At 53.7% G+C, this 19,388-nt stretch carries 12 protein-coding genes; 2 read left to right on the top strand and 10 right to left on the bottom strand.

The annotated features are described in order from the left end of the window. Positions 1-4 precede the first annotated feature (4 nt). Positions 5-1,441: a RagB/SusD family nutrient uptake outer membrane protein gene (locus tag GJJ30_RS26715; RefSeq protein WP_154178214.1), complete on the bottom strand. Its 1,437-nt coding sequence runs from the start codon at positions 1,439-1,441 to the stop codon at positions 5-7. A 94-nt stretch (positions 1,442-1,535) separates the two neighbouring features. Further along, positions 1,536-4,841, bottom strand: a complete 3,306-nt coding sequence (locus GJJ30_RS26710) for a TonB-dependent receptor (protein ID WP_154178213.1) — start codon at positions 4,839-4,841, stop codon at positions 1,536-1,538. Between the two features lie 105 nt (positions 4,842-4,946). Between GJJ30_RS26710 and GJJ30_RS32225 the strand changes: the two genes are divergently transcribed. Further along, positions 4,947-5,102, top strand: a complete 156-nt coding sequence (locus GJJ30_RS32225) for a hypothetical protein (RefSeq protein ID WP_154178212.1) — start codon at positions 4,947-4,949, stop codon at positions 5,100-5,102. Positions 5,103-5,119: 17 nt separating this feature from the next. On the opposite strand, the gene GJJ30_RS26700 is transcribed toward GJJ30_RS32225, so the two are convergent. The 8 genes from GJJ30_RS26700 to GJJ30_RS26665 all read right to left on the bottom strand — a co-directional run bounded on the left by GJJ30_RS26700 (position 5,120) and on the right by GJJ30_RS26665 (position 16,420). Continuing rightward, on the bottom strand, positions 5,120-6,169 hold the full coding sequence (locus GJJ30_RS26700) for a FecR family protein (RefSeq protein WP_154178211.1): 1,050 nt from the start codon (positions 6,167-6,169) through the stop codon (positions 5,120-5,122). An 85-nt stretch (positions 6,170-6,254) separates the two neighbouring features. After that, on the bottom strand, positions 6,255-6,830 hold the full coding sequence (locus tag GJJ30_RS26695) for an RNA polymerase sigma-70 factor (protein WP_154178210.1): 576 nt from the start codon (positions 6,828-6,830) through the stop codon (positions 6,255-6,257). 121 nt (positions 6,831-6,951) lie between these two features. Continuing rightward, positions 6,952-8,295: a hypothetical protein gene (locus tag GJJ30_RS26690; RefSeq protein WP_154178209.1), complete on the bottom strand. Its 1,344-nt coding sequence runs from the start codon at positions 8,293-8,295 to the stop codon at positions 6,952-6,954. A 14-nt stretch (positions 8,296-8,309) separates the two neighbouring features. Next, entirely contained in the window at positions 8,310-9,626 is a 1,317-nt protein-coding gene (locus GJJ30_RS26685; protein ID WP_154178208.1) for a hypothetical protein, read from the bottom strand. Continuing rightward, a complete protein-coding gene (locus tag GJJ30_RS26680) occupies positions 9,623-11,119 on the bottom strand; it encodes a RagB/SusD family nutrient uptake outer membrane protein (protein ID WP_154178207.1) in 1,497 nt (498 codons plus the stop codon). The genes GJJ30_RS26685 and GJJ30_RS26680 overlap by 4 nt, the downstream gene beginning before the upstream one ends. A 19-nt stretch (positions 11,120-11,138) precedes the next feature. Beyond that, positions 11,139-14,582, bottom strand: coding sequence for a SusC/RagA family TonB-linked outer membrane protein (locus tag GJJ30_RS26675; RefSeq protein ID WP_229313442.1), 3,444 nt, complete (start codon positions 14,580-14,582; stop codon positions 11,139-11,141). A 24-nt stretch (positions 14,583-14,606) separates the two neighbouring features. Beyond that, a complete protein-coding gene (locus GJJ30_RS26670; protein WP_154178206.1) occupies positions 14,607-15,602 on the bottom strand; it encodes a FecR family protein in 996 nt (331 codons plus the stop codon). Between the two features lie 104 nt (positions 15,603-15,706). Continuing rightward, positions 15,707-16,420 carry an RNA polymerase sigma-70 factor gene (locus GJJ30_RS26665; protein ID WP_229313440.1) on the bottom strand — a complete coding sequence of 238 codons (714 nt, stop codon included), beginning with the start codon at positions 16,418-16,420 and terminating at the stop codon, positions 15,707-15,709. 293 nt (positions 16,421-16,713) lie between these two features. On the opposite strand from GJJ30_RS26665, the gene GJJ30_RS26660 reads away from it, so the two are divergent. Next, the gene (locus tag GJJ30_RS26660; protein ID WP_170299283.1) at positions 16,714-19,386 is read left to right on the top strand and encodes an ABC transporter permease; all 2,673 of its coding nucleotides are present in this window, start codon (positions 16,714-16,716) and stop codon (positions 19,384-19,386) included. Positions 19,387-19,388 lie beyond the last annotated feature (2 nt).

Below are 19,388 nucleotides of genomic sequence, written 5' to 3'. Positions count from 1 at the left end.
GTTTTCAATACCCCGGATTCTGGTCCGTTGCGGGATTGAGTGCTTTGTTATAGTTCATTTCCGAAACCGGGATGGGCCACAGGAGGTGTTTGTCCAGCACAGTTTTTCCTTTGGCGGCCAGAATGATTTCCTTCACTTTTCCCGACCGTTTGATGTCCAGCCAGCGTTTGCCTTCCAGTTGAAATTCGTAGCTTCGCTCCCGCATGACCAGGTCCACGAAGGTGGTGGCATTGTAATCGGCCAGTTTAAAATCAACCGACGACGTAACGGCGGGCGCTTTCCCATACGCCCGGCGGTGCACCTGATTCAGTGCCTCCAGACCGGCGGCCGTTGGCGCGTTTCCGGCCCGGGTCGAGGCTTCGGCATAGATGAGCAACACATCGGAAAAACCGTAAACCGGGTCGTCGTTTCCGGCTCCGACCTGGCTCACGGCCGCCTGATCGATGAATTTTGAACTCACGAGCGTATTGGCTCCCAAACCGAAATTGATCAGGTCCCACATACTTCTCCGCAGATCGCCGGTGTCCCAGGATTTGTAATAGGCGCTCGTCACATCGACGTAAATCACGTAGGCTCCGCCGAAGTTGAATAATTTCGTGTCCGGGTGGTTGCTGATCCAGAGCATGTAATTACCCTGATTGACCTGCCGGGCGTATTTCAGGTAAAAAATCTCCTCCGTGGTCGACACCAGATCCGGCCCGTAAACCTTGTTCTGAATGTCGGCTTTTGTGGCCGTCGGAACCAGCGAAAACTGATTGGATTTGATCACTTCGTCCGCTTTATCGCGCGCTTCGGCGTACTTGCCCAGTTGCAGATATACGTCGGCCAGCATGGTTTTGGCCGCCCATTTAGTGGGCCGTCCAATCTGGGCCGGTTTTTCAGGCAGGGTCGTTTCGGCTTCTTTCAGGTCGGCCAGAATCAGGTTATACACCTCATCGGCCGTACTCCGTTTCAGGTTGATATCGGTCATGTTACTTTCCGTCCGCAGCGGCACGCCCCCCCAGTTCCGGACGAGCTGAAAGTAGTTAAAAGCCCGTAGAAACCTGGATTCGGCCACGAAGCGATCCGCATCGGCTTTGCTGATGGCCTTGCCGGTCGGTGCATTTTGGATCACCAGATTGGCATTGCGGATGCTGAGGTAAAACGCATTCCACAAACCGGCCACCCGCGTAATATTGGCATCATTAAAACCCTGATAATCACCCAGCGGTGCCCAGCTTCCCCGGCCCGACGCGTAGTCGACCATGCACTCGAGTGTCGCTTCGTACACCGAATAATTGGAATTCCGCAAGGGCGAAAAAATGGCGTTGGTCGCCGTTTCGACTTCGCTCGCCGTGTTGAAAAACGTTTCAACAACAATGGATTTCGGTGCTTCCACCAAGGCATCCTCGCAGGATGTGATCAGCAGCGGTATGATTAGGAATAGGAGTATCTTTTTCATTTTTTCAATGGCGATTGTGTGATTGAGCGATTGAGTGAATCTGTTGATCGAGTTGACATTTCTATTCGCTCAATCACACACTCACTCAATAATTTTAAAAGCCGACGCGAACGCCGAATGTGATGGATTTGGCGGATGGATACGTGTTGAAATCAAAGCCCTGATCGGTTGAATTGGACCCTCCTTTTGAGTTCACTTCCGGGTCCCACCACGTGTATTCCGTGAACGTCAGTAAATTCTGCCCACTGGCATACAGCTGCGCACTCCGAATCCAGTTGACACCCCAGGTCTGGAGAGGGAAATTATAGGCAATCTGAATGTTTTTCAGCCGCAGATACGAACCATCTTCGATGTAGCGGTTGGAGACACTCGTCCGGCTGGAGTTGCTGATAATCGGGTATTTAGCGTTCGAATTCGTAGGCGACCAGTGGTTGTAAAAAACCTCCTTCGGCATGTTGAGACCAAAACCGTAGTCCATCGTGTTGACAATCGAGCTGGCGTTGAACAGATCGTTGCCCTGCACGCCCTGCAGAAAGATCGTCAGATCGAAGTTCTTGTAACTCATGGCCGAGTTCAGGCCGAACGTAAAATTAGGATTCGGATTGCCGATGTAAGTTTTGTCCTTGATGGTGATGGCGCCGTCGCCGTCGACATCCTTGTACTTGATTTTGCCTTTGTCGTCGTACCCGTCTTCCACGTAGCCCCAGTAGCGCCCAATCGGCTGGCCTTCGCGCAGGATATTCGTCACGTCATTGATGGCAACGACGTTGATATTGCCACCCAGAATGTCTTCGCCCCCCTGAAGTTTCACCACTTTATTCCGGTTAAACGAGACATTGGCATTCAGGTCCCATTTGAAATCGCCGGTGAATACCCGGGTATCGACCCCAATCTCAACCCCTTTGTTCTGCACCTGTCCGACGTTCTGAATGGTGCTCGTAAACCCGAGCGACGACGGCAAAACGACGGTATTGAGCAGATCACGGGTATTTTTGACGTAATAATCGAGGGTGAAATTGACCCGGTTTTTCAGAATGCTGAGGTCCAGGCCGATGTCTTTCTGTTCGGTGGTTTCCCATTTCAGGTTTCCCGGCAGGCGCGTGCCGGGCGAAAAGGTGTTATAAAGCGTATTGTCATACACGGTTTTACCCGACGTAAGCTGATTCAGCGTCGCGTAAGCGCCAATGGCCTGGCTGCCCGTCAGCCCCCAGCTGGCCCGGAGTTTCAGATCCGAAATGAGGGAGTTTTCTTTCAGGAAATCTTCGTTGGAAACCCGCCAGGCCAGGGCCGCCGACGGAAAAGCCCCCCATTTGTTGCCTTCGCTGTACTTCGACGAACCGTCGCGCCGAAAGCTGGCCGTCACCAGGTATTTGTTGTCGTAGCTGTAATTGACCCGCGCCAGGTACGACAATAAAACCGATTTGGAATACCCGGAGTTGGGAATGCCCGGCGTAATCGCAGCACTCAGGTCATAGGTTCCAAAAATGTCGCTCAGAAAACCGTTGCCGGTTCCGGTCAGGGAGGTATTTACGAAATCCTGGTAGGTAAAACCGGCCACCGCCGACACCGAGTGTTTCTGAAACTTCTTGAGATAACTGATCGTATTTTCACTCAACAGGCTGGTTGTCTGACTGGTACTTACATTGGCAACCCCGGCGGAATTGACGAAATTGCGGGTTCGGTACGAATCCGTCCGGTCATCGCGGTTTTCGACACCGCCCGAAATCTTGATGGTCAGGTCCGGAATCGGTTTAAAAATCAGGGCCGCGTTCACCAGCGCGAGATTCGCCCGAATCAGGTCGGTTTGTTCGTTGATAAAATTCAGCGGATTGATCAAATCCGTAGCCACAAACGGGTAGGACGTTGCCAGGATGCGGTAACTGCCGTCGTCATTATACGGCGAAAGCGTCGGCGGAGCCGAAATGGCGGCCGAAATCATCGAGTTTCCCCGGCTTCCGCCCCCGCTGTCTTTACGGCCCGTGTTGAGCCGCGTCAGCGTGCTGGAGAGGTTGACGCTGAACTTCTTACTGATTTCGTGGCTGATGTTGGCCCGGAGCGAATACCGCTTGTAATCACTTCCTTTGACGATACCGGCCTGATTGAAAACGCTCCCCGACAACGAAAACTGGGTTTTCTCATTTCCCCCGCTGATGTTCAGCGCCGAGGTGACCATGGGCGCTTTCTGAAAAACCAGATCCTGCCAGTCGAAACCGCTGCCAAAACCGTCAATCTGAGCCTGGGTAAAATAAGGCGTTAACTTGTCGTTGACAGCCTGCTCGTTGTAAAACGTCGCGTACTCTTTCGCGTTCATCAGATCCAGCTTTTTGATCAGTTTCTGGCTGGAGTAACTGGTCTCGAAATCGACGCTGGTCCGACCGGTTTTTCCCCGCTTGGTGGTGATGATGACAACGCCATTGGCACCCCGCGAACCGTAAATCGCTGTGGCCGAGGCATCTTTCAGAATTTCAATGCTTTCAATATCAGCGTTGTTGAGCGCCGTTGGGTTACTGCCCGAAATCGGAAAACCGTCCACCACGTACAGCGGCTCATTGCTGCCCTGAATGGAATTGGTGCCCCGAATCCGAACGCTGACCCCGCCACCCGGTGCGCCTGTGTTCTGCAAAACCTGCACCCCGGCCGCCCGGCCCGACAACGCCTGCAATACGTTTCCGTTCGGGAAAGCGTTCAGTTCTTTGGCTTTCACCTGCGCCAGCGAGCCCGTCAGGTCACTTTTCTTGACGGTTCCGTAGCCGACCACCACCACTTCTTCCAGACTTTTGGTATCCACTTTCAAATTCAGGTCGATGGTCGTGCGGTTGCCAATTGTCGCTTCCTGGCTCAGGTACCCGACAAAGGAAAAAACCAGCGTCGTAGCCTCATCGGGCACATTCAGCTTAAACCGCCCGTCGGCGTCGGTGCTGGTGCCCCGGCTGGTGTTTTTGACCACCACACTGACGCCTGGCAGCCCTTCGCCCTTTTCGTCCGTCACTTTTCCGGTGATCGCCCGGTCGAGCGGTTTTTCAATTTCGAGCTGGGTACTTTTCGGCGAAATGCCCGGGACGGCGGGGGGTGAAACCGGCGGTTTGCTGAGCAGAATCTGCTTTCGTCCCACGACTTCATAACTAACGGCCGCGTTCCGAAAAAGCTGGTCCAACACCGCCGACAGCGGCTGGTTCGTGACGTTGATCGACACCCGGCGGTCGGCCTGAATTTGCTGCGGGATATAGGAAAACGTCACTTTCGCTACTTTTTCAATTTTGGCCAGAACAACACTAACTTCCTTATTATCAACCGACAGCGTAACAGGCTGCTCCAGCAAAGCCTGCGCTCGGGCGGTTTTTGCGTAGGTGACTCCTACAAAGAATAGGGCGCAGAGCAGTTGGGTAAACGTAATACGCATAAGGGTAAGGACGAATGCGTGAGAGATTCGAGGTAATTTCATACCTTTGGACGTTTTTGTTTGAGGATTTAGGCAAAGACAACGAAGCCCTGCACATCTGAAAAGATGCGTCGGAACACGATCCGGCGGTTGGGCTTTATCCGGTCGGTGATGCTTGGACCCATCGCCGACCTTCTTTTTGGTTTACGGTTTTTGGTATACGGTTTTCGGTTTATTGGCGTTTATGGTTCATTGAAAAGTTACCGGGAATTGGTTCGTTAGAAATCAGCTATCCCTGATTACGGACAACCGGGACCGGAAATCACAATCTGCGCATCAATTACTTTGTAGGACGCGCCCAGCAGTTTACAGACAATGTTGAGTTTGTCGTACAGGTCTTCCTGCTCCAGCGAGGTCGTAATGAAGCACTTACTCATCACCTCTTCGTCGTATACAACATCCACTCCGTACGTTTTTTCGAGTGCCGTCATCAACACCGAGATCGGCGCATTTTGAAACGTAAACGACGGAATTTCAGCCTTTTGAATCAGCATGGCCGGTTTTTCAACCAGTGTTTTCACCAGCCGGTGTTCTTCGTTCAGGTACGTCACCTGCTGATTGGGGGTCAACACTACACCGATGGTTTCTGGATCGGACTTAGGTTTGGCCGCCGTGGTCAGGGCCGGTGAGTAAACCGATACGCGCCCCGTTCGAACCGAAACCGTGATGTTGCGGTTGGCGGCATTGGCTTTGATGCGAAAACTGGTTCCCAACACTTTGGTAATCAGGTCGTGCGAATACACCAGAAACGGTTTGTTCGGATTTTTCTGCACCTCAAAAAAAGCTTCGCCGGTCAGCGTCACTTCCCGGTTTTGCGCGGCAAACGCAGCCGGGTACCGGATTTTGCTGCCGGGTTCCAGCGTCACCACGCTCCCGTCAGTCAGGATCACCCGTTCCGGTTTTCGTCCGGTATTGCTCCGTTCAACGAAAGGCGGTTGGGCGTCGGAAACCACCGGCTGGCTGGCCGGGAGATCGCCGGTTTTCCATATCTGGAAATACCAGCCAAGTCCGAGCAAAACCGCCAGAACCGCAGCGGCAGCCCAATAAGGCCGGAAACGGAGCGACTTGACCGGTTTTGGTTTCAGCGCTCGGTGGCTCAGATTCTGCCAGTTGCGGGCCAGCAGTTGTTTCTTTTCGTCGGCCGTGGCAGGCAGTTCAACCTCAGTATCCAGTGACGCATACCATTCGTCGATCAGCGCCCGCTCTTCGTCGGAGCAGTCACCGTTCAGGTATTTAGCCAGCAATTCCTGGTATTTGGCGCTATCCATCGGGCGGAGTGGTTCGTTCAAAAGGCATAGACGAACAACTCCGAAAAGTCCCTAAGACCAAATTCGATTTTTTTGAGATTTTTTTGGCCGGATAGCGAAAAACCGCTCAGGAGAGAAAATACAGCACCCAAACCGCGACGAAATCGCGCAGGTTCTGGCGTAAAAAAGTAGTAGAACGGGAAAGGTGGTATTCGATAGCTTTTTCGGAAAGCTCCAGCCGCTGGGCAATTTCACGGATGGAAAGCTGTTCAAACCGCCGGAGGATGAACACCTCCCGGGTTTTCTCGGGCAATTGCGCGAGCGTGTTCTGAATGGCTTCCGTCAGTTCGTTCAGTTGGACGGTTTCGGTGGTCGTAAACGTTTCGGTCGGGAAAAATTGCCGGAGCTGGTCGAGGTAGTGTTCTTCCAGAATGTTCCGGCGGATGTAATCCACCATCAGGTTTTTCAGCGTGATGCCCAGAAAAGCCGGTACATTCAGGATTCGGAGCGAATCCCGTTTTTGCCAGAGCATCACAAACAGTTCCTGCGCCAGTTCTTCCGCCACTTCTTTCCGCCGGAGTTTGCGGTGCGCCACCACGTACATTTTGTACCAGTACCGATCGTACAACTCCCTGAAAGCCTGCTCGTCATCGTCCCGGAGCAAGTCTAACAATTCGGTATCGGTGAGTTTCTGGGGAAGCATTCCGTTGGGATTTATTATCAAATTTGTAATAAATCCCAAAATATTTCAAAACGTAGCGGTTTTTTTAATTTTCGCCAACCGGTTTCCAGGCAATAGAAGCGATTTAATCCGTATGAAAGGTCTAAAATAACCGGTTCACCATCGCTTCGTAATACGCCGGAATTACGACAAAAAACCGGGCGGTGTAGAGACGTTTCCAGTCGTAATGCATCAGGGCGGTTTTCAACTCCGGTTTGTATTTCTCAATCAATTCTTTATTCCCGGACAACAGCACCACCCAAACCGCAAACAGCGGTTCGCGCATGTGTTTGTCTTCGTAAGGCCGTGCGGGCGACTGTCTACTCCACTCCCGCCCCTGTTGCAGCGCCACCTCAAGCGTGGTGGCAATGTTGGGCTGCGGTTTCCACCCGGTATTCAGCAGCCGCCAGTTTTCGTTGAACGTCAGTTGGTGATTGTTGTCGAAGTTTCGGTACCGCGATAAATGCAAAACCGCCAGCTCGGCGCTCATTGTCAAGCCCTTCCGGAATTTTTCGCGCAAAACCGGGTCCTGTTCCATTTCATACAAAGCCTTCAGATTGGCTTGCGAAATACCGGTGATCCAGAATTCGTTTTCGGTTTTATTGCCTTTTTCCGGGTTTGCGGTTTCGTACGGTATGCCCTGCGCACACAATTCCAGCCGAATGAGCGAGTCGCCTTCGGGGATTTCGTTCAGTCGCTGGTGGTAGCCGTCCAGCCAGCGTTTGTGTCCGGTCACGTCATACAGGGCACGGTAAATAAACACCAGCCGCGCCGAAATCCGGCAGCCTTTGTCGGTCAGATTACCCCGAAAACCGTAGCCGTCCCGGTCGCACGGCAATTGCCAGTTCGTTTTTTCCAGCGCCTGCCCCACTCGCTCCATCAGGCCGATCAGGCGTTTTTTCTCGGCCGCGTCGGGGATCCCGCTTTTGACATACCGCCAGATGCCGTAGAACCAGGGCCCGGTCTGGTCGTCGGAACCGGCGACGTGGTGGCTTTTTCCGTCGGTCGAAATGCCGCGGGCAATAAAACCGGGTATGGTTCCGACCGATGCCAGCAAAACCAGTCCATTGGCGATTTTCCGGGCTTCCTCCGCGTCGGCTTTCTTTCTTGTCAGTTTCCAGCGATTGCACAGTCCGTCCAGGTAAATCCCGTTGAAAAACGCTCCGTTTTCAATCGGTGACCACCAAGACAAGCCGTTCGGTTGATCCGCCTGGCATTCCTCCGGCGTTGGAATCAACGTATTTCCGTCCCGACCGGCATAATCGTACAGAACGCCGGTTTGTGGACTCAAAAACCGCCTGTTGATTTCCTGATGAGCCAGGTCAATCTGCCGTTGCAACGAATCATCTGAAGGCAAAACCGCCTGATTCTGAGCCGCAACTGAGCCAATGGATAAACCCATTCCAACGAAAAAACCGATCCCGAAAAACCGCCAATGCTGTTTCATGGCTAATTAATTATTCACTTGTTTTGAAGACGAAACCAGACGGCTTCGGCGGGGAAGAATTGGGAATAATAGAGCTTGTCGGCCCGGAAATGGCTCAAAGCACCCCGGATTTCGGAACGGTGCTGCTCAACCAGCTGGCGGTCGGGCGCCATTGTCACAATCCAGGACATCCACAGCGGTTCGCGGACAAATCCCAGCTCCTGATTCCGGCGCGGAGACAACTTTACCAGTTCATTCAGCTCCGTTTGCGAAACATCCAGCGCGTCCTGTTCGCTGTGTTGCGGTTTCCACCACTGGTTCAGTGTCCGCCAGTCGTGCAGAAACGGTTTCTGGTCGTTAAGATCGAACTGGTGCCAGAGCGTGATGCCGGTGGCCGCACTGCGCGCGCTGGCATTCAGACCCTCTTCGTAGGCTTTTCGCATGTCGGGGTCTTTCTCCATTTCCCAGAGCGCCCGCACATCCACGGTACTCGACACGCCCGTCCAGCGAAACTGCTTCGGAACATCGAATTTCATGCCTTCCGCACAGATCTGCAGCCGACTCCGCCGGGGTTCTCCGCCAACTTCGCGGGCCGCGTCCTGATACAGCTTTTCCCATTTGGCGTCGCCGGTCAACTGGTGCATGGCTTTCAGGATAAACAACAGCCGGGGTGCCCCCTCCCAATTGAAGGTCGCAAACGAATTGCGGTACTTTGACGGCGAATACGACATGGTCGGCAACCGCCAGTTGTTGGCCAGCAGCGCGTTGGCGACCTTCACCATCTTCGCAATAATCTGCCGCCGTTCGGGCGGGTCGGGCAACCCGGTATCGAGGTAGCGCCAGAGTCCGTAAAACCAGGGCGAGGTCTGGTCGTTCGAACCCATCGCCGGGGGTGTTTTGCCGTCCGTCGCCACGCCCCGTCCGATAAAACCGGGTGTGTCGCCAATCGAAGCCAGCAACAGAAGCCCCTGCGCGAGTCGCTTCGCTTTTCGCCGGTCGGCTTCGTTGCGTCGGTACATCCAGCGCTGACAGATACCGTCCAGGTACAAGCCGTTGAACATCGAACCGTTTTCGGTGGGCGTCCACCAGCCGAGCGCGTTGGGTTTATTTTCCCGAAACTCGGCCGCTGTCGGGCGGTCAAACCGCCCGTCGAAATCCGCAAAATCGATCAGAATGGAATGTTCATCCACAAACCGGTGCCAGATTTCCTGGTGCGATTTCTCCACATTCAGGCTGTCTTCCGCCCATGATTTTTGCCCCGAAATCGCAGCGGTTTTGGTCGGAAACGAACTCACCAGCAGCAGGATTAGCCCGAAAAAACCGCTGGCCGTTTTTTGCCGGAATCGCGTCATTTCCAGTCCGGGTTTTGCTCCAATTTGGGGTTTGCCCGAATTTCATCCAGCGGAATGGGATAATAACGGTGTTTGGGCAAAGGCGTCCGGGTCGGATACACTTCGTTGACCGCTTTCGGAATCACCGTCAGAAACGTATTGGTGCGGGTCAGGTCGTACCAGCGGTCGCCTTCGGCAAAAAACTCCCAACTCCGTTCCTGCAAAACCGCCTTGATAAAATCGTCTTTGCTCAGGCCGGTTTGCAGATTGGCCAGCCCCGCCCGGGTCCGAATCGCGTTGATGTATTGATAGGCCGTCGCCGTCGGCCCGTTCAGCCGGGCTTCGGCTTCCGACGCAATCAGGTACAAATCCGCCAACCGCAGCATCGGAACGTTGTTCCGCCCTTTGGCCCCAACGGAGTTTTTATCCATGTATTTCTTGATCAGCACGCCTTTTACGGTGTAGGGCGTAATTTCCTTCTGCGGCACCACTTTTCCCGCTACGCTGATGAACGTCGTGTCCAGCAATTGCCGCCGTTTGTCAACCGGATTAAAGGAATCGTAGAAAGCCTGGAAGGCAAAAATGGAACCGAAGGTCGTGTTCCCGTAATCGCGACTGGCGCTGTTGGCGGGTCCGCAGAATCCCATCAAGGTCGTGCCGCGCGCCCGCGTGGCATTGTCGCCTTCAAAGGCAAACATGTTTTCCTGCCGGGCCGCATCCTCTTTTTCGACGTCAAACACATCGACTGCATTCGGCATCAGCGCGTATTTTCCCGAATTGATCACTTCGAGTGACTTTGTTTTGGCGGTTGTCCAATCCTCGGCGTACAAAGCCGCTTTGGCGTACAAACCGATGGCGACTTCTCTGGAAGCCCGGCCTTTGATCGTAGACGAAGAATAAGAAGGCAGTTTGGCAATGGCCTCATCCAGATCCTTGAAAATCTGTTTGTAAACCTCCGCTTTGGCACTTTTGGCCACCAGCGCGTCCGATTCACTCTGGCTGGGCGCAATCCGGATGACCACGTCGCCGAAGTTTTTGGTCAGCGTAAAATGGTAGAACGCCCGCAGAAACAGGGCTTCGCCCACAATGGCGTTCCGACGGTTGGTTTCCATGGCAATCGACGGCACCCGGTCGATCACCCAGTTGGCGTTTTCGATGCCTTTGTAACAGAACTGCCACAATCCGTAGGGGCTTTCGGCGGTGCGGCCAAAACTTTTCGGTCCCGAATAATCGGTGTCGTAGCTGTAAACGGCAAAGACATTGCGGCCCACGACCGGTTTTACCCAGAGCTGATCGCCGGCAAAATCGCCCGCAAAAACAATCGGAGCCTGGTCAAACAGATCGTTGATCGAGCCATAGGCCGCCGTCAAAGCCGCTTCGGCGTCCTGCGCGCTTTTGTAGAAGTTGTTGGTAATCACCGACGAATACACGGTTTCGTCTAATTCCTGGCAGGCGCTGGAACAATAGGCCGCCAAAACCGCCACCAAAATGGATTTTGAAAAAGATCGTTTCATAAAAGTCAGGGTTTTCGAATCAGAAGGTGCACTGAAGACCCACTACGTAGGATTTGGCGGCCGGATACGTCCCATTGTCGTAGAAGAGCGCGTTGGCACTGCCGTAATTGTTGGATTCGGGGTCCCAGCCCTGGTATTTGGTCAGGGTAAAAAGGTTGTTTCCAGCCACATACGCCCGAATGCCTTTGGTGAATTTAACGCGGGGCAGGTTGTAAGCCAGTGTCAGGTTCTTGACCCGGATGTAGGAATTGTCTTCCACCCAGCGGTCGCCAACGGGCAGGTTCGTGCCCTGCGCCGGTTTCACATACTCGTTGTTCGGGTTGGTCGCCGACCAGCGGTTGGCCGTTCCTTCGAGCAGGTTGACCTGCCCGGATGGGGTTTCGAACGTGAAGCGAAACCCGTTGAACAGCCGACTCCCCTGTACGCCCTGCACAAAACCGCTCAGCTCAAAATTCCGGTATTTCACCAGCGTCGAAAAACCGAAGAAGTATTTGGGTTGCGCATTGCCGACAATCACCTGATCGTCCGTGCTGATTTTCCCATCGCCATTCACATCCTTGATCTTGAAACCGCCCGTTCGGGCGTCGTAACCAGGCAGGAAGGTTTCGCCGGTCTGGTTGATGCCGTCCAGGATGTAAGTCCGGTAGATGCCCAGCGGATACCCAACTTTCAGAATGGAGTAGCTCGACAGGGCAATTTCGTTCTGAATGCCGTCCAGCGCCAGCACCTTGTTTTTGTTGAACGTGATATTCCCCGACGCTTCCCACTTAACCGCCCCGGTCAGAATCTTGCCGTTTAGGCCCAGTTCCAGCCCTTTGTTCTGGATCGATCCGTAATTCCCGGTGATCGTGGTGTAGCCCGACGACATCGGCAAGGCTTTGGTAAAGAGCAGGTTATCGGTACGTTTGTGGTAATAATCGGCCACAACGTTCAGGCGGTTATTCAGGAACGACACATCCAGACCGATGTCGAGCTGGGTGGCTTGCTCCCACTTCAGATCCGGGTTGGCGATCCCACTCGGGTTGATACCGGTTTGGGTGACGTTGTTGAAATTGTAGTTGTAGCCCTGCCCGCTCACCGTCGCCAGCGACTGGTACGGCCCGATGGCCCCTGCATTCCCGGTGACGCCGTAGCTGGCCCGCAGTTTCAGGTCGCTGATGAATTTGACGGGTTTCATAAACTCCTCCTCAATCACCCGCCAGGCCGCCGACACCGCCGGAAAAAAACCGTATTTGTTGTTTGCGCCAAATTTGCTGGACCCATCGACCCGACCGGTCAGGTCCAGAAAAAACCGGTCCTTAAAACCGTATCCCACCCGCCCTAGCCACGAACTCAGGCTGCTTTTGTTCCGAAAACTCGAGAGCGCATACACCGTAGCATTCGCGGTCGACCAGTTTTCGGTGAAGTCGTTCCCAAAACCTGATGCGGTCTGGTTGTTTTGCTGCAACACATCCGACTGCGTCGCGTAAACGACTGTGGCGTTGAGGGAGTGGTTGCGACCAATCTGGTTTTTGTAGGTCAGAATGCTTTCGTGCAACAAGGTTCGGGCGTAGCTGCTGTTGTTGCTCGCCGAACCGTTCACGGCGTTGGGGTTGTTCAACGAAATTGAGTCAACAATGGAGCGGGGTGAATACTGTTCCTGCAAACTCGACGACAGATCGGCGTTGAAGCTGGCCCGGTACGTCAAGCCCTTGATAATCATGACTTCCAGGTAGAGATTCCCAAGAAAGCGGTTTCCGTTGGTGTAGTTTTTCTTCGCCAGTTCGCCCATCGGATTGACGGTTTCGCGGTAACGCCCGTTGAACTGATCGGCAAAAGAATACACGCTGCCATCGGCCCGGTACGGCCGCAAGGTGGGCGGAGCCGCCACCGCCCGGCCCAGAATCCCCTCCCGGGCGCTGGTGACGTTGACGCCCGTTCCGCCCGCGTTCACCCGGTTTTCGCCCGTCACGGTGTAATACAGGCTCGTGCCCACTTTCACCCGGTCGCTGATCCGGTGGTCGATGTTGGCCCGGAGCGCGTACCGTTCGTAATCCGTTTTTTTGATGATGCCGTCCTGGCTAAAATAATTCGCTCCGAGGGCAATCTGGGTTTTGCTGGTACCGGTGTTGACCGACAACTGGTGATTCTGAATCATCGCTTTCCGAAAAATCAGATACAGGTAATTCGTTCCGGCACCCACCGCGCCTGGGTTCGGATACACGACGGTGGGGCTGTAAGTCGCGTTTTCCAGCTCCGCAAACTGCGTCGCATTCAGGATGCCCAATTGCCGCGTGGTGGCCTGCTGGCCAATGTAACCGTCGTAGGAAACGTTCGTCACGCCGTCCTTGCCGCGTTTGGTCGTGATCAGCACCACGCCGTTGGCCGCCCGCGCGCCGTAAATGGCGGTGGCAGCCGCGTCTTTCAGCACTTCCACGGATTCGATGTCGGAGGGGTTGATCTGCGAAAGGGGATTGGCGGCATTGACACCCGACGAAGCCGAAATCTGGATGCCATCGATCACGTAAAGCGGTTCCGAAGTCCCGTTGATGGAATTGGTGCCCCGGATGCGCACGCTGATGTTACCACCGGGTGTTCCCGAATTCTGCCGCATGTCCAGCCCGCTCACGCGTCCCTGCAGCCCCTGCGCCAGGTTGGCCACCGGCGTGGCTTTCAGTTCATCGGCTTTGACGGACGCGATGGCACCAGTCAGCGAGCTTTTGGTTCGGGTGCCGTAGCCCACCACCACCACTTCGCCCAGCGCTTTGGTGTCGGGTGCCAGTTGAACATCGAAAACCGTTCGGTTTCCGACCTCCAGTTCCTGATTCAGATAGCCCACAAAGGAAAAAATCAGCGTCACCTGGTTATTGGGAATAGTGAGCCGGAATTTTCCATCGCCATCGGTCGTGGTTCCGCGCGTGGTATTTTTAATGACGATGCTGACGCCGGGCAATCCCGAACCGGTTTCACTTTTGACGACCCCCGTAATCACCTGATCATCAATCGTTTTTTCTTCTCCAGACGAAACCGGCTCCGGAGCGGAAGGGATCTGGGCCGTCAGCGGAGTCAATGAACCGGGGCTTGCTTCGGTCGCTTTCTGCAAAACTTCCGGGCCGTCGGCATTCCGGCGGTCCTGCTTTTTGTCCAGAATCAGGTACGCACCGTTTGCCGTTTTCTTGAAGTATAAACCGGTCGAATTCAGCACTTTGCCCAGATTAAACTCCAGTTTCCGGTTCAGATTCAGTGCGCCCGACGGAACCGTAACGCCCTCCAGCAAACCACCTTCGAACAGAATATCGACCCCGTAATGGTTTTTCAAATCCTTCAGTACATCGCGCAGTTTGCGGACTTCCGGAGCGTTTTCCTGCCGGGATGCGGGTTGCTGCACGCGAGCAAACGTCTGGGCGCAGTTCGGAAAACTCGTGAGGGAAAATAAGGTGAATAGAAAACCTCCCCAAAGCGTTTTTCGTAAGGGTCTTTTCATTGATAAATAAGGGTTTAGGACTAATTAATGATCCTCGACAAACCGGACGGTGTTGTTCTCCCGAATGACCCGGATGCCGAAGAGTTCAGAAATGGTGTTGAGCAAATCGTCCGCATTGTCGGCGCGGAACGAGCCCACAATCGTGCGCCGGGCCAGCGTATCGTCACTGATTTCGACCTGTAAACCGTAATTTTCCGTGAGCATTTCGCCAAATTCCCGGAGCGGCATGTCTTCAAAAACAAACCGGCGTTCCGTAAAAGCCGAGTACTTTTCGGGCTCGACCTGGCTCCGCAGTTGCAGGTGATTTCGGGTGCCAAACGTCGCCAGATCACCCGGTTTCAGCATCACTTGTCGTTGCTGCCGGTTTTCGGTGTAACTCAGCTGCACCTTCCCCCGCCGAAGCATGACCTTGCCCCCCCGCGTCCGGGTGTAGACGGTGAACTCGGTTCCGAGTACGGTTACGTTAAAATTCTCCCGGGTTTTCACCAGAAACCGCTGATTCCCGGGCTGGTGCGTCACCGAAAAAAACGCTTCGCCGAACAGGATCACTTCCCGGGTCTGGTTGCCAAAACCGAAGCGCGGCACCTGCAATTCGGAGTTGGCATTCAGCGTCACCCGGCTGCCATCCGGCAGCGTAATCGAGCGGGTTTGGCCGAAGGCGGTTTGGTAGGTCTGGTACAGAATCCGCTCCCGACCGAGCCAGCCCGCCAGCAGGACGCCAATAAAAACCGCAGCGGCAGCCAGCCAGTGCCGGGAAAAACCGCTCCGTCGAATGGGTTCGGTTCCGGTTTCAACAGGGCCCGAAGAAACCGGTGCATTGACTTCCATATGTTGTACGTACCGTTCCAGGGCCGAGTCCAGATTCGGCGCATACGAGGGCGACTGGTGCTCCCATTCCACCAACCACCGGTAGAACGATTCCTGGTTGGTTTCGTCCTGCAACCACTGTTCGATCAGCCGCTTCTGCAAGGGAGTGGTTTTACCGGCAAAATGCGCGAATAGCAGTTCCTTGTTGATCATCGGATTTTAGCTTTGGTTCGTCGGAAGCGGTTGCGGTTCGGACGCCGTTTTCAGATAGACAAAAATGGGTGGTAACACACGTAGTCGGAAGAGAAAAAATTGCGTCAGTTTGGTAAATTGCCCATTCCGGCCAGCACAATGGCCCAGGCCCAGAGGTGTTTCAGGCCGTTGCGCAGCAGCGCCAGCGCTTTGCCAATGTGGGTTTCAACGGTACGGATGGAAAGGTGCAGTTCGTCGGCAATCTCCCGGTTCTTCTTGCCCTCAAACCGGTTCATGATGAACACTTTCTGACACTGGGGCGGCAGCGTCGCCACCAGTTCATCGATTTTCCGGTATAATTCCTCAAACTGCATCATTCGCTCCGGCGCGTCGGACGAAGGCGATTCCAGTTGCAAAACCGTCTCCAGCGGATCGTTTTTTTTCAGCTCGTTCATCAGGTAATTGTAAGCCCGGTTCCGAACTGAACGAAACAGGTACGCTCGGTAAGAATGCTGTACCTGACTGAATGCCTGCGTATTCCAGAAGTTATAAAAAATATCAGCGACCAGATCCTCCGCAATTTCGCGGGAGTAGACAAACCGGACGGCGTGGGTACACAGCGGTTTGTAGTACAGGCGGAACAGCAACTCACAACCCTTTTTCGGGTCAGTTTCGAAGGTTTTCCGGATGAAAAGCTCAGAGTCCAGGGTTGGCACCGGTTCCGATTCATTCAGTCCGACGGGTCGGCTGGTATCCGTTGGATCGGTGTTCTCCGAAGTTTCTTGCGTAAAAGCGGCCCGCATACTCGACGATTTAAACTGCTGTTTCCCGGTTTTCAAAACCCGTTGGAATAAAGACAAATTCAAAGCCGAATATACGTAGTGAGGGTTGGGATTTTTTTAGAAAAAGTTTGGCGGAAAGCAGAAAGATGATTGACGATAGACCATTGACGAGGCCAATGGTCCATCGTCGATGGTCATTATTCAATAACAACTGTCCACGTTTGGACAAGAATACGTCCGTTTTTGGACAGCTTTTCCTTATTATCGGGCATTGCGCAGCCTGAGAGCGTTTTTTTGCGTCTGGCACCAGATTTGATTTAACTTATTGTATCTAATAAATCTTTTCGCTGATGGAAAAGCCGTCCAATCCGACCAGGCCGTCGAAGCCAATTGAGCCACCTCGCTGGGCCGACCGTCTGCTGACGTGGTTTGTGGCCCCACACCTGCTGGAGTACATCCAGGGCGATTTGCATGAAATGTTCTACAAACGCATCCGGGAGGTAAGTCCTGCGCAGGCTCGCCGGGAGTATTGCCGGGCCGTTTTGCAGTGCTTAACCCCATTCTTTTATAAACCGCTCCGGCCTGAACCGTCGTACGCGACCAGCCCTCGCGAAGAATACCCCAAACCTGCCCAAACAGCTATGCTACGCAACTACTTCAAAATCGCTTTCCGAAACCTTGCCAAGCACAAAGGTTATTCGTTTATCAACATTGGCGGGCTGGCCACCGGCATGGCAGTAGCCCTATTGATTGGTCTTTGGATGTATGATGAATTATCCTTCGACACCTATCACCAGAATTATGACCGCATTGCGAAAGTCCTGCAAAGCGCGACCATTAACGGCGATTATGGCGTGGGCGAGGCCATGCCCATCCCATTGGGAACCGAACTTCGGACAGCTTACGCGGACAATTTTAGCCATGTGGTTATGTCTTCCCGGACCCGCGAACATATTCTGACCTATGGGGAGCGAAAATTTATCAAAACCGGTACGTTCCTGAGTCCGGAAGCGCCGGATATGTTTACCTTGAAGATGCTCAGTGGATCACGGGAAGGCTTGCAGGAGCCGGCTTCCATTTTAGTATCTGAATCCGTTGCACAGGCGCTCTTTGGAACCACGGATGAGCCCCTGGGCAAAATCATAAAGATCGATAACAAGCTGAATGTCAAGGTGACCGGTGTCTATGAAGACCTACCTTACAACACTGAATTCAGGGACATGAACTTTATTGCGCCCTGGGATTTGTACGTTTCGTCGGAACCTTGGATAAAAAATAATGCCGGTTGGGATAATAACTCGTTCCAGATTCTGGTCCAGATCGCTCCCAAAGCTGATTTTGATGCGATTTCGGCAAAAATCAGAGACCTCCGGCTGAAGCATGTCCCGGAAGTGGCTTTCGCAAAACCGGAAGTATTTCTGCATCCCATGAGTCGCTGGCATTTGTATTCGGGCTGGGATAAATCGGGGAACGTGGAAGGCCGGATTCAGTATGTCTGGCTATTTGGCATCATCGGCGTTTTTGTGCTGGTGCTGGCCTGCATCAACTTTATGAATCTCTCAACGGCCCGCTCGGAAAAGCGGGCGAAAGAAGTGGGCATCCGCAAAGCCGTTGGCTCCGTCCGTTCCCAGCTCATCAGTCAGTTTTTCAGCGAATCGCTGCTGGTGGCTGCGGTGGCGTTTGTGCTGTCGTTCCTGCTGGTGTTGCTGCTGCTTGCTCCCTTCAATGAAGTGGCCGACAAGAAACTGTCGATTCTGTGGGATGAGCCACTTTTCTGGCTTTCCGGTTTGGGATTCAGCTTGTTAACGGGTGTGCTGGCGGGCAGTTACCCGGCACTCTACCTGTCCTCTTTTCAGCCGGTAAACGTGTTGAAGGGCACCTTCCGGATTGGCCGGTTTGCGTCCCTGCCCCGGAAGGTGCTGGTCATCGTTCAATTTACGGTTTCGGTGACGCTGATCATCGGCACGATCATCGTTTTTCGTCAAATCCAATATGCCAAAAACCGCCCGATTGGTTACAACCGGAACGGGCTGATTACAATTGCGATGAACTCGCCGGAGCTGCACGGCCGTTACAATGCGCTGCGAAATGAACTGATCGAAACGGGCGCCGTGGCGGAAATGTCGACTTCTTCAACGCCGGTAACGAAGTTGAGATCGCAGAATGTCGGTTTCGACTGGGAAGGCAAAGATCCGAATTTCAAAGAGCAGTTTGGGACGGTTGCCGTAACCCATGACTTTGGTAAAACCGTGGGGTGGCAATTCGTGGCCGGGCGGGACTTCTCCCGGAGCTTTTCGACCGATTCGTCGGGTATGATTCTGAATGAAACGGCGGCCAACTACATGGGTTTGAAAAATCCGGTGGGAAAAATTGTCAAATGGAATGGAAAGCCTTTCCGGGTTGTGGGCATTGTCAAAGACATGGTAATGGGTTCCCCTTTCGAACCCGTTTACCAAACCGTTTTCGTGTTAAATTATGACTGGGCGGGTGTCATCAATATCAAATTAAATCCACAACGCAGCACCAGCGAATCATTGGCAAAAATCGAGGATGTTTTCCGCCAGTTCAGCCCCGGCAGTCCATTCGACTACAAGTTCTCGGATCAGCAATACGCCTTGAAATTTGCGGCTGAGGAGCGGATTGGCAAACTGGCGTCGGTCTTCGCCATCCTCGCCATTTTCATCAGTTGTCTCGGCCTGTTCGGGTTGGCATCTTACATGACCGAACAGCGGACGAAAGAGATTGGCGTTCGCAAAGTGTTGGGCGCTTCGGTGTTGAATCTGTGGGGATTACTCTCCAGAGACTTCGTTTTCCTGGTCGTTATTTCGCTGGCGATTGCGACCCCGGTGGCGTATTATTTTCTGCACAACTGGCTCCAGACCTACGAATACCGCACGGAGATTTCCTGGTGGATTTTTGCCGCATCCGGCCTGGGAGCTTTGCTGATAACGTTGCTTACGGTCAGTTTTCAGAGCCTCAAAGCAGCTTTGATGAATCCGGTGAAAAGTTTGCGAAGCGAATGATT

The organism is Larkinella terrae, assembly GCF_009668025.1.
Classification (GTDB): Bacteria; Bacteroidota; Bacteroidia; order Cytophagales; family Spirosomataceae; genus Larkinella; species Larkinella terrae.
This window is presented reverse-complemented; position numbering and strand designations above follow the sequence as displayed.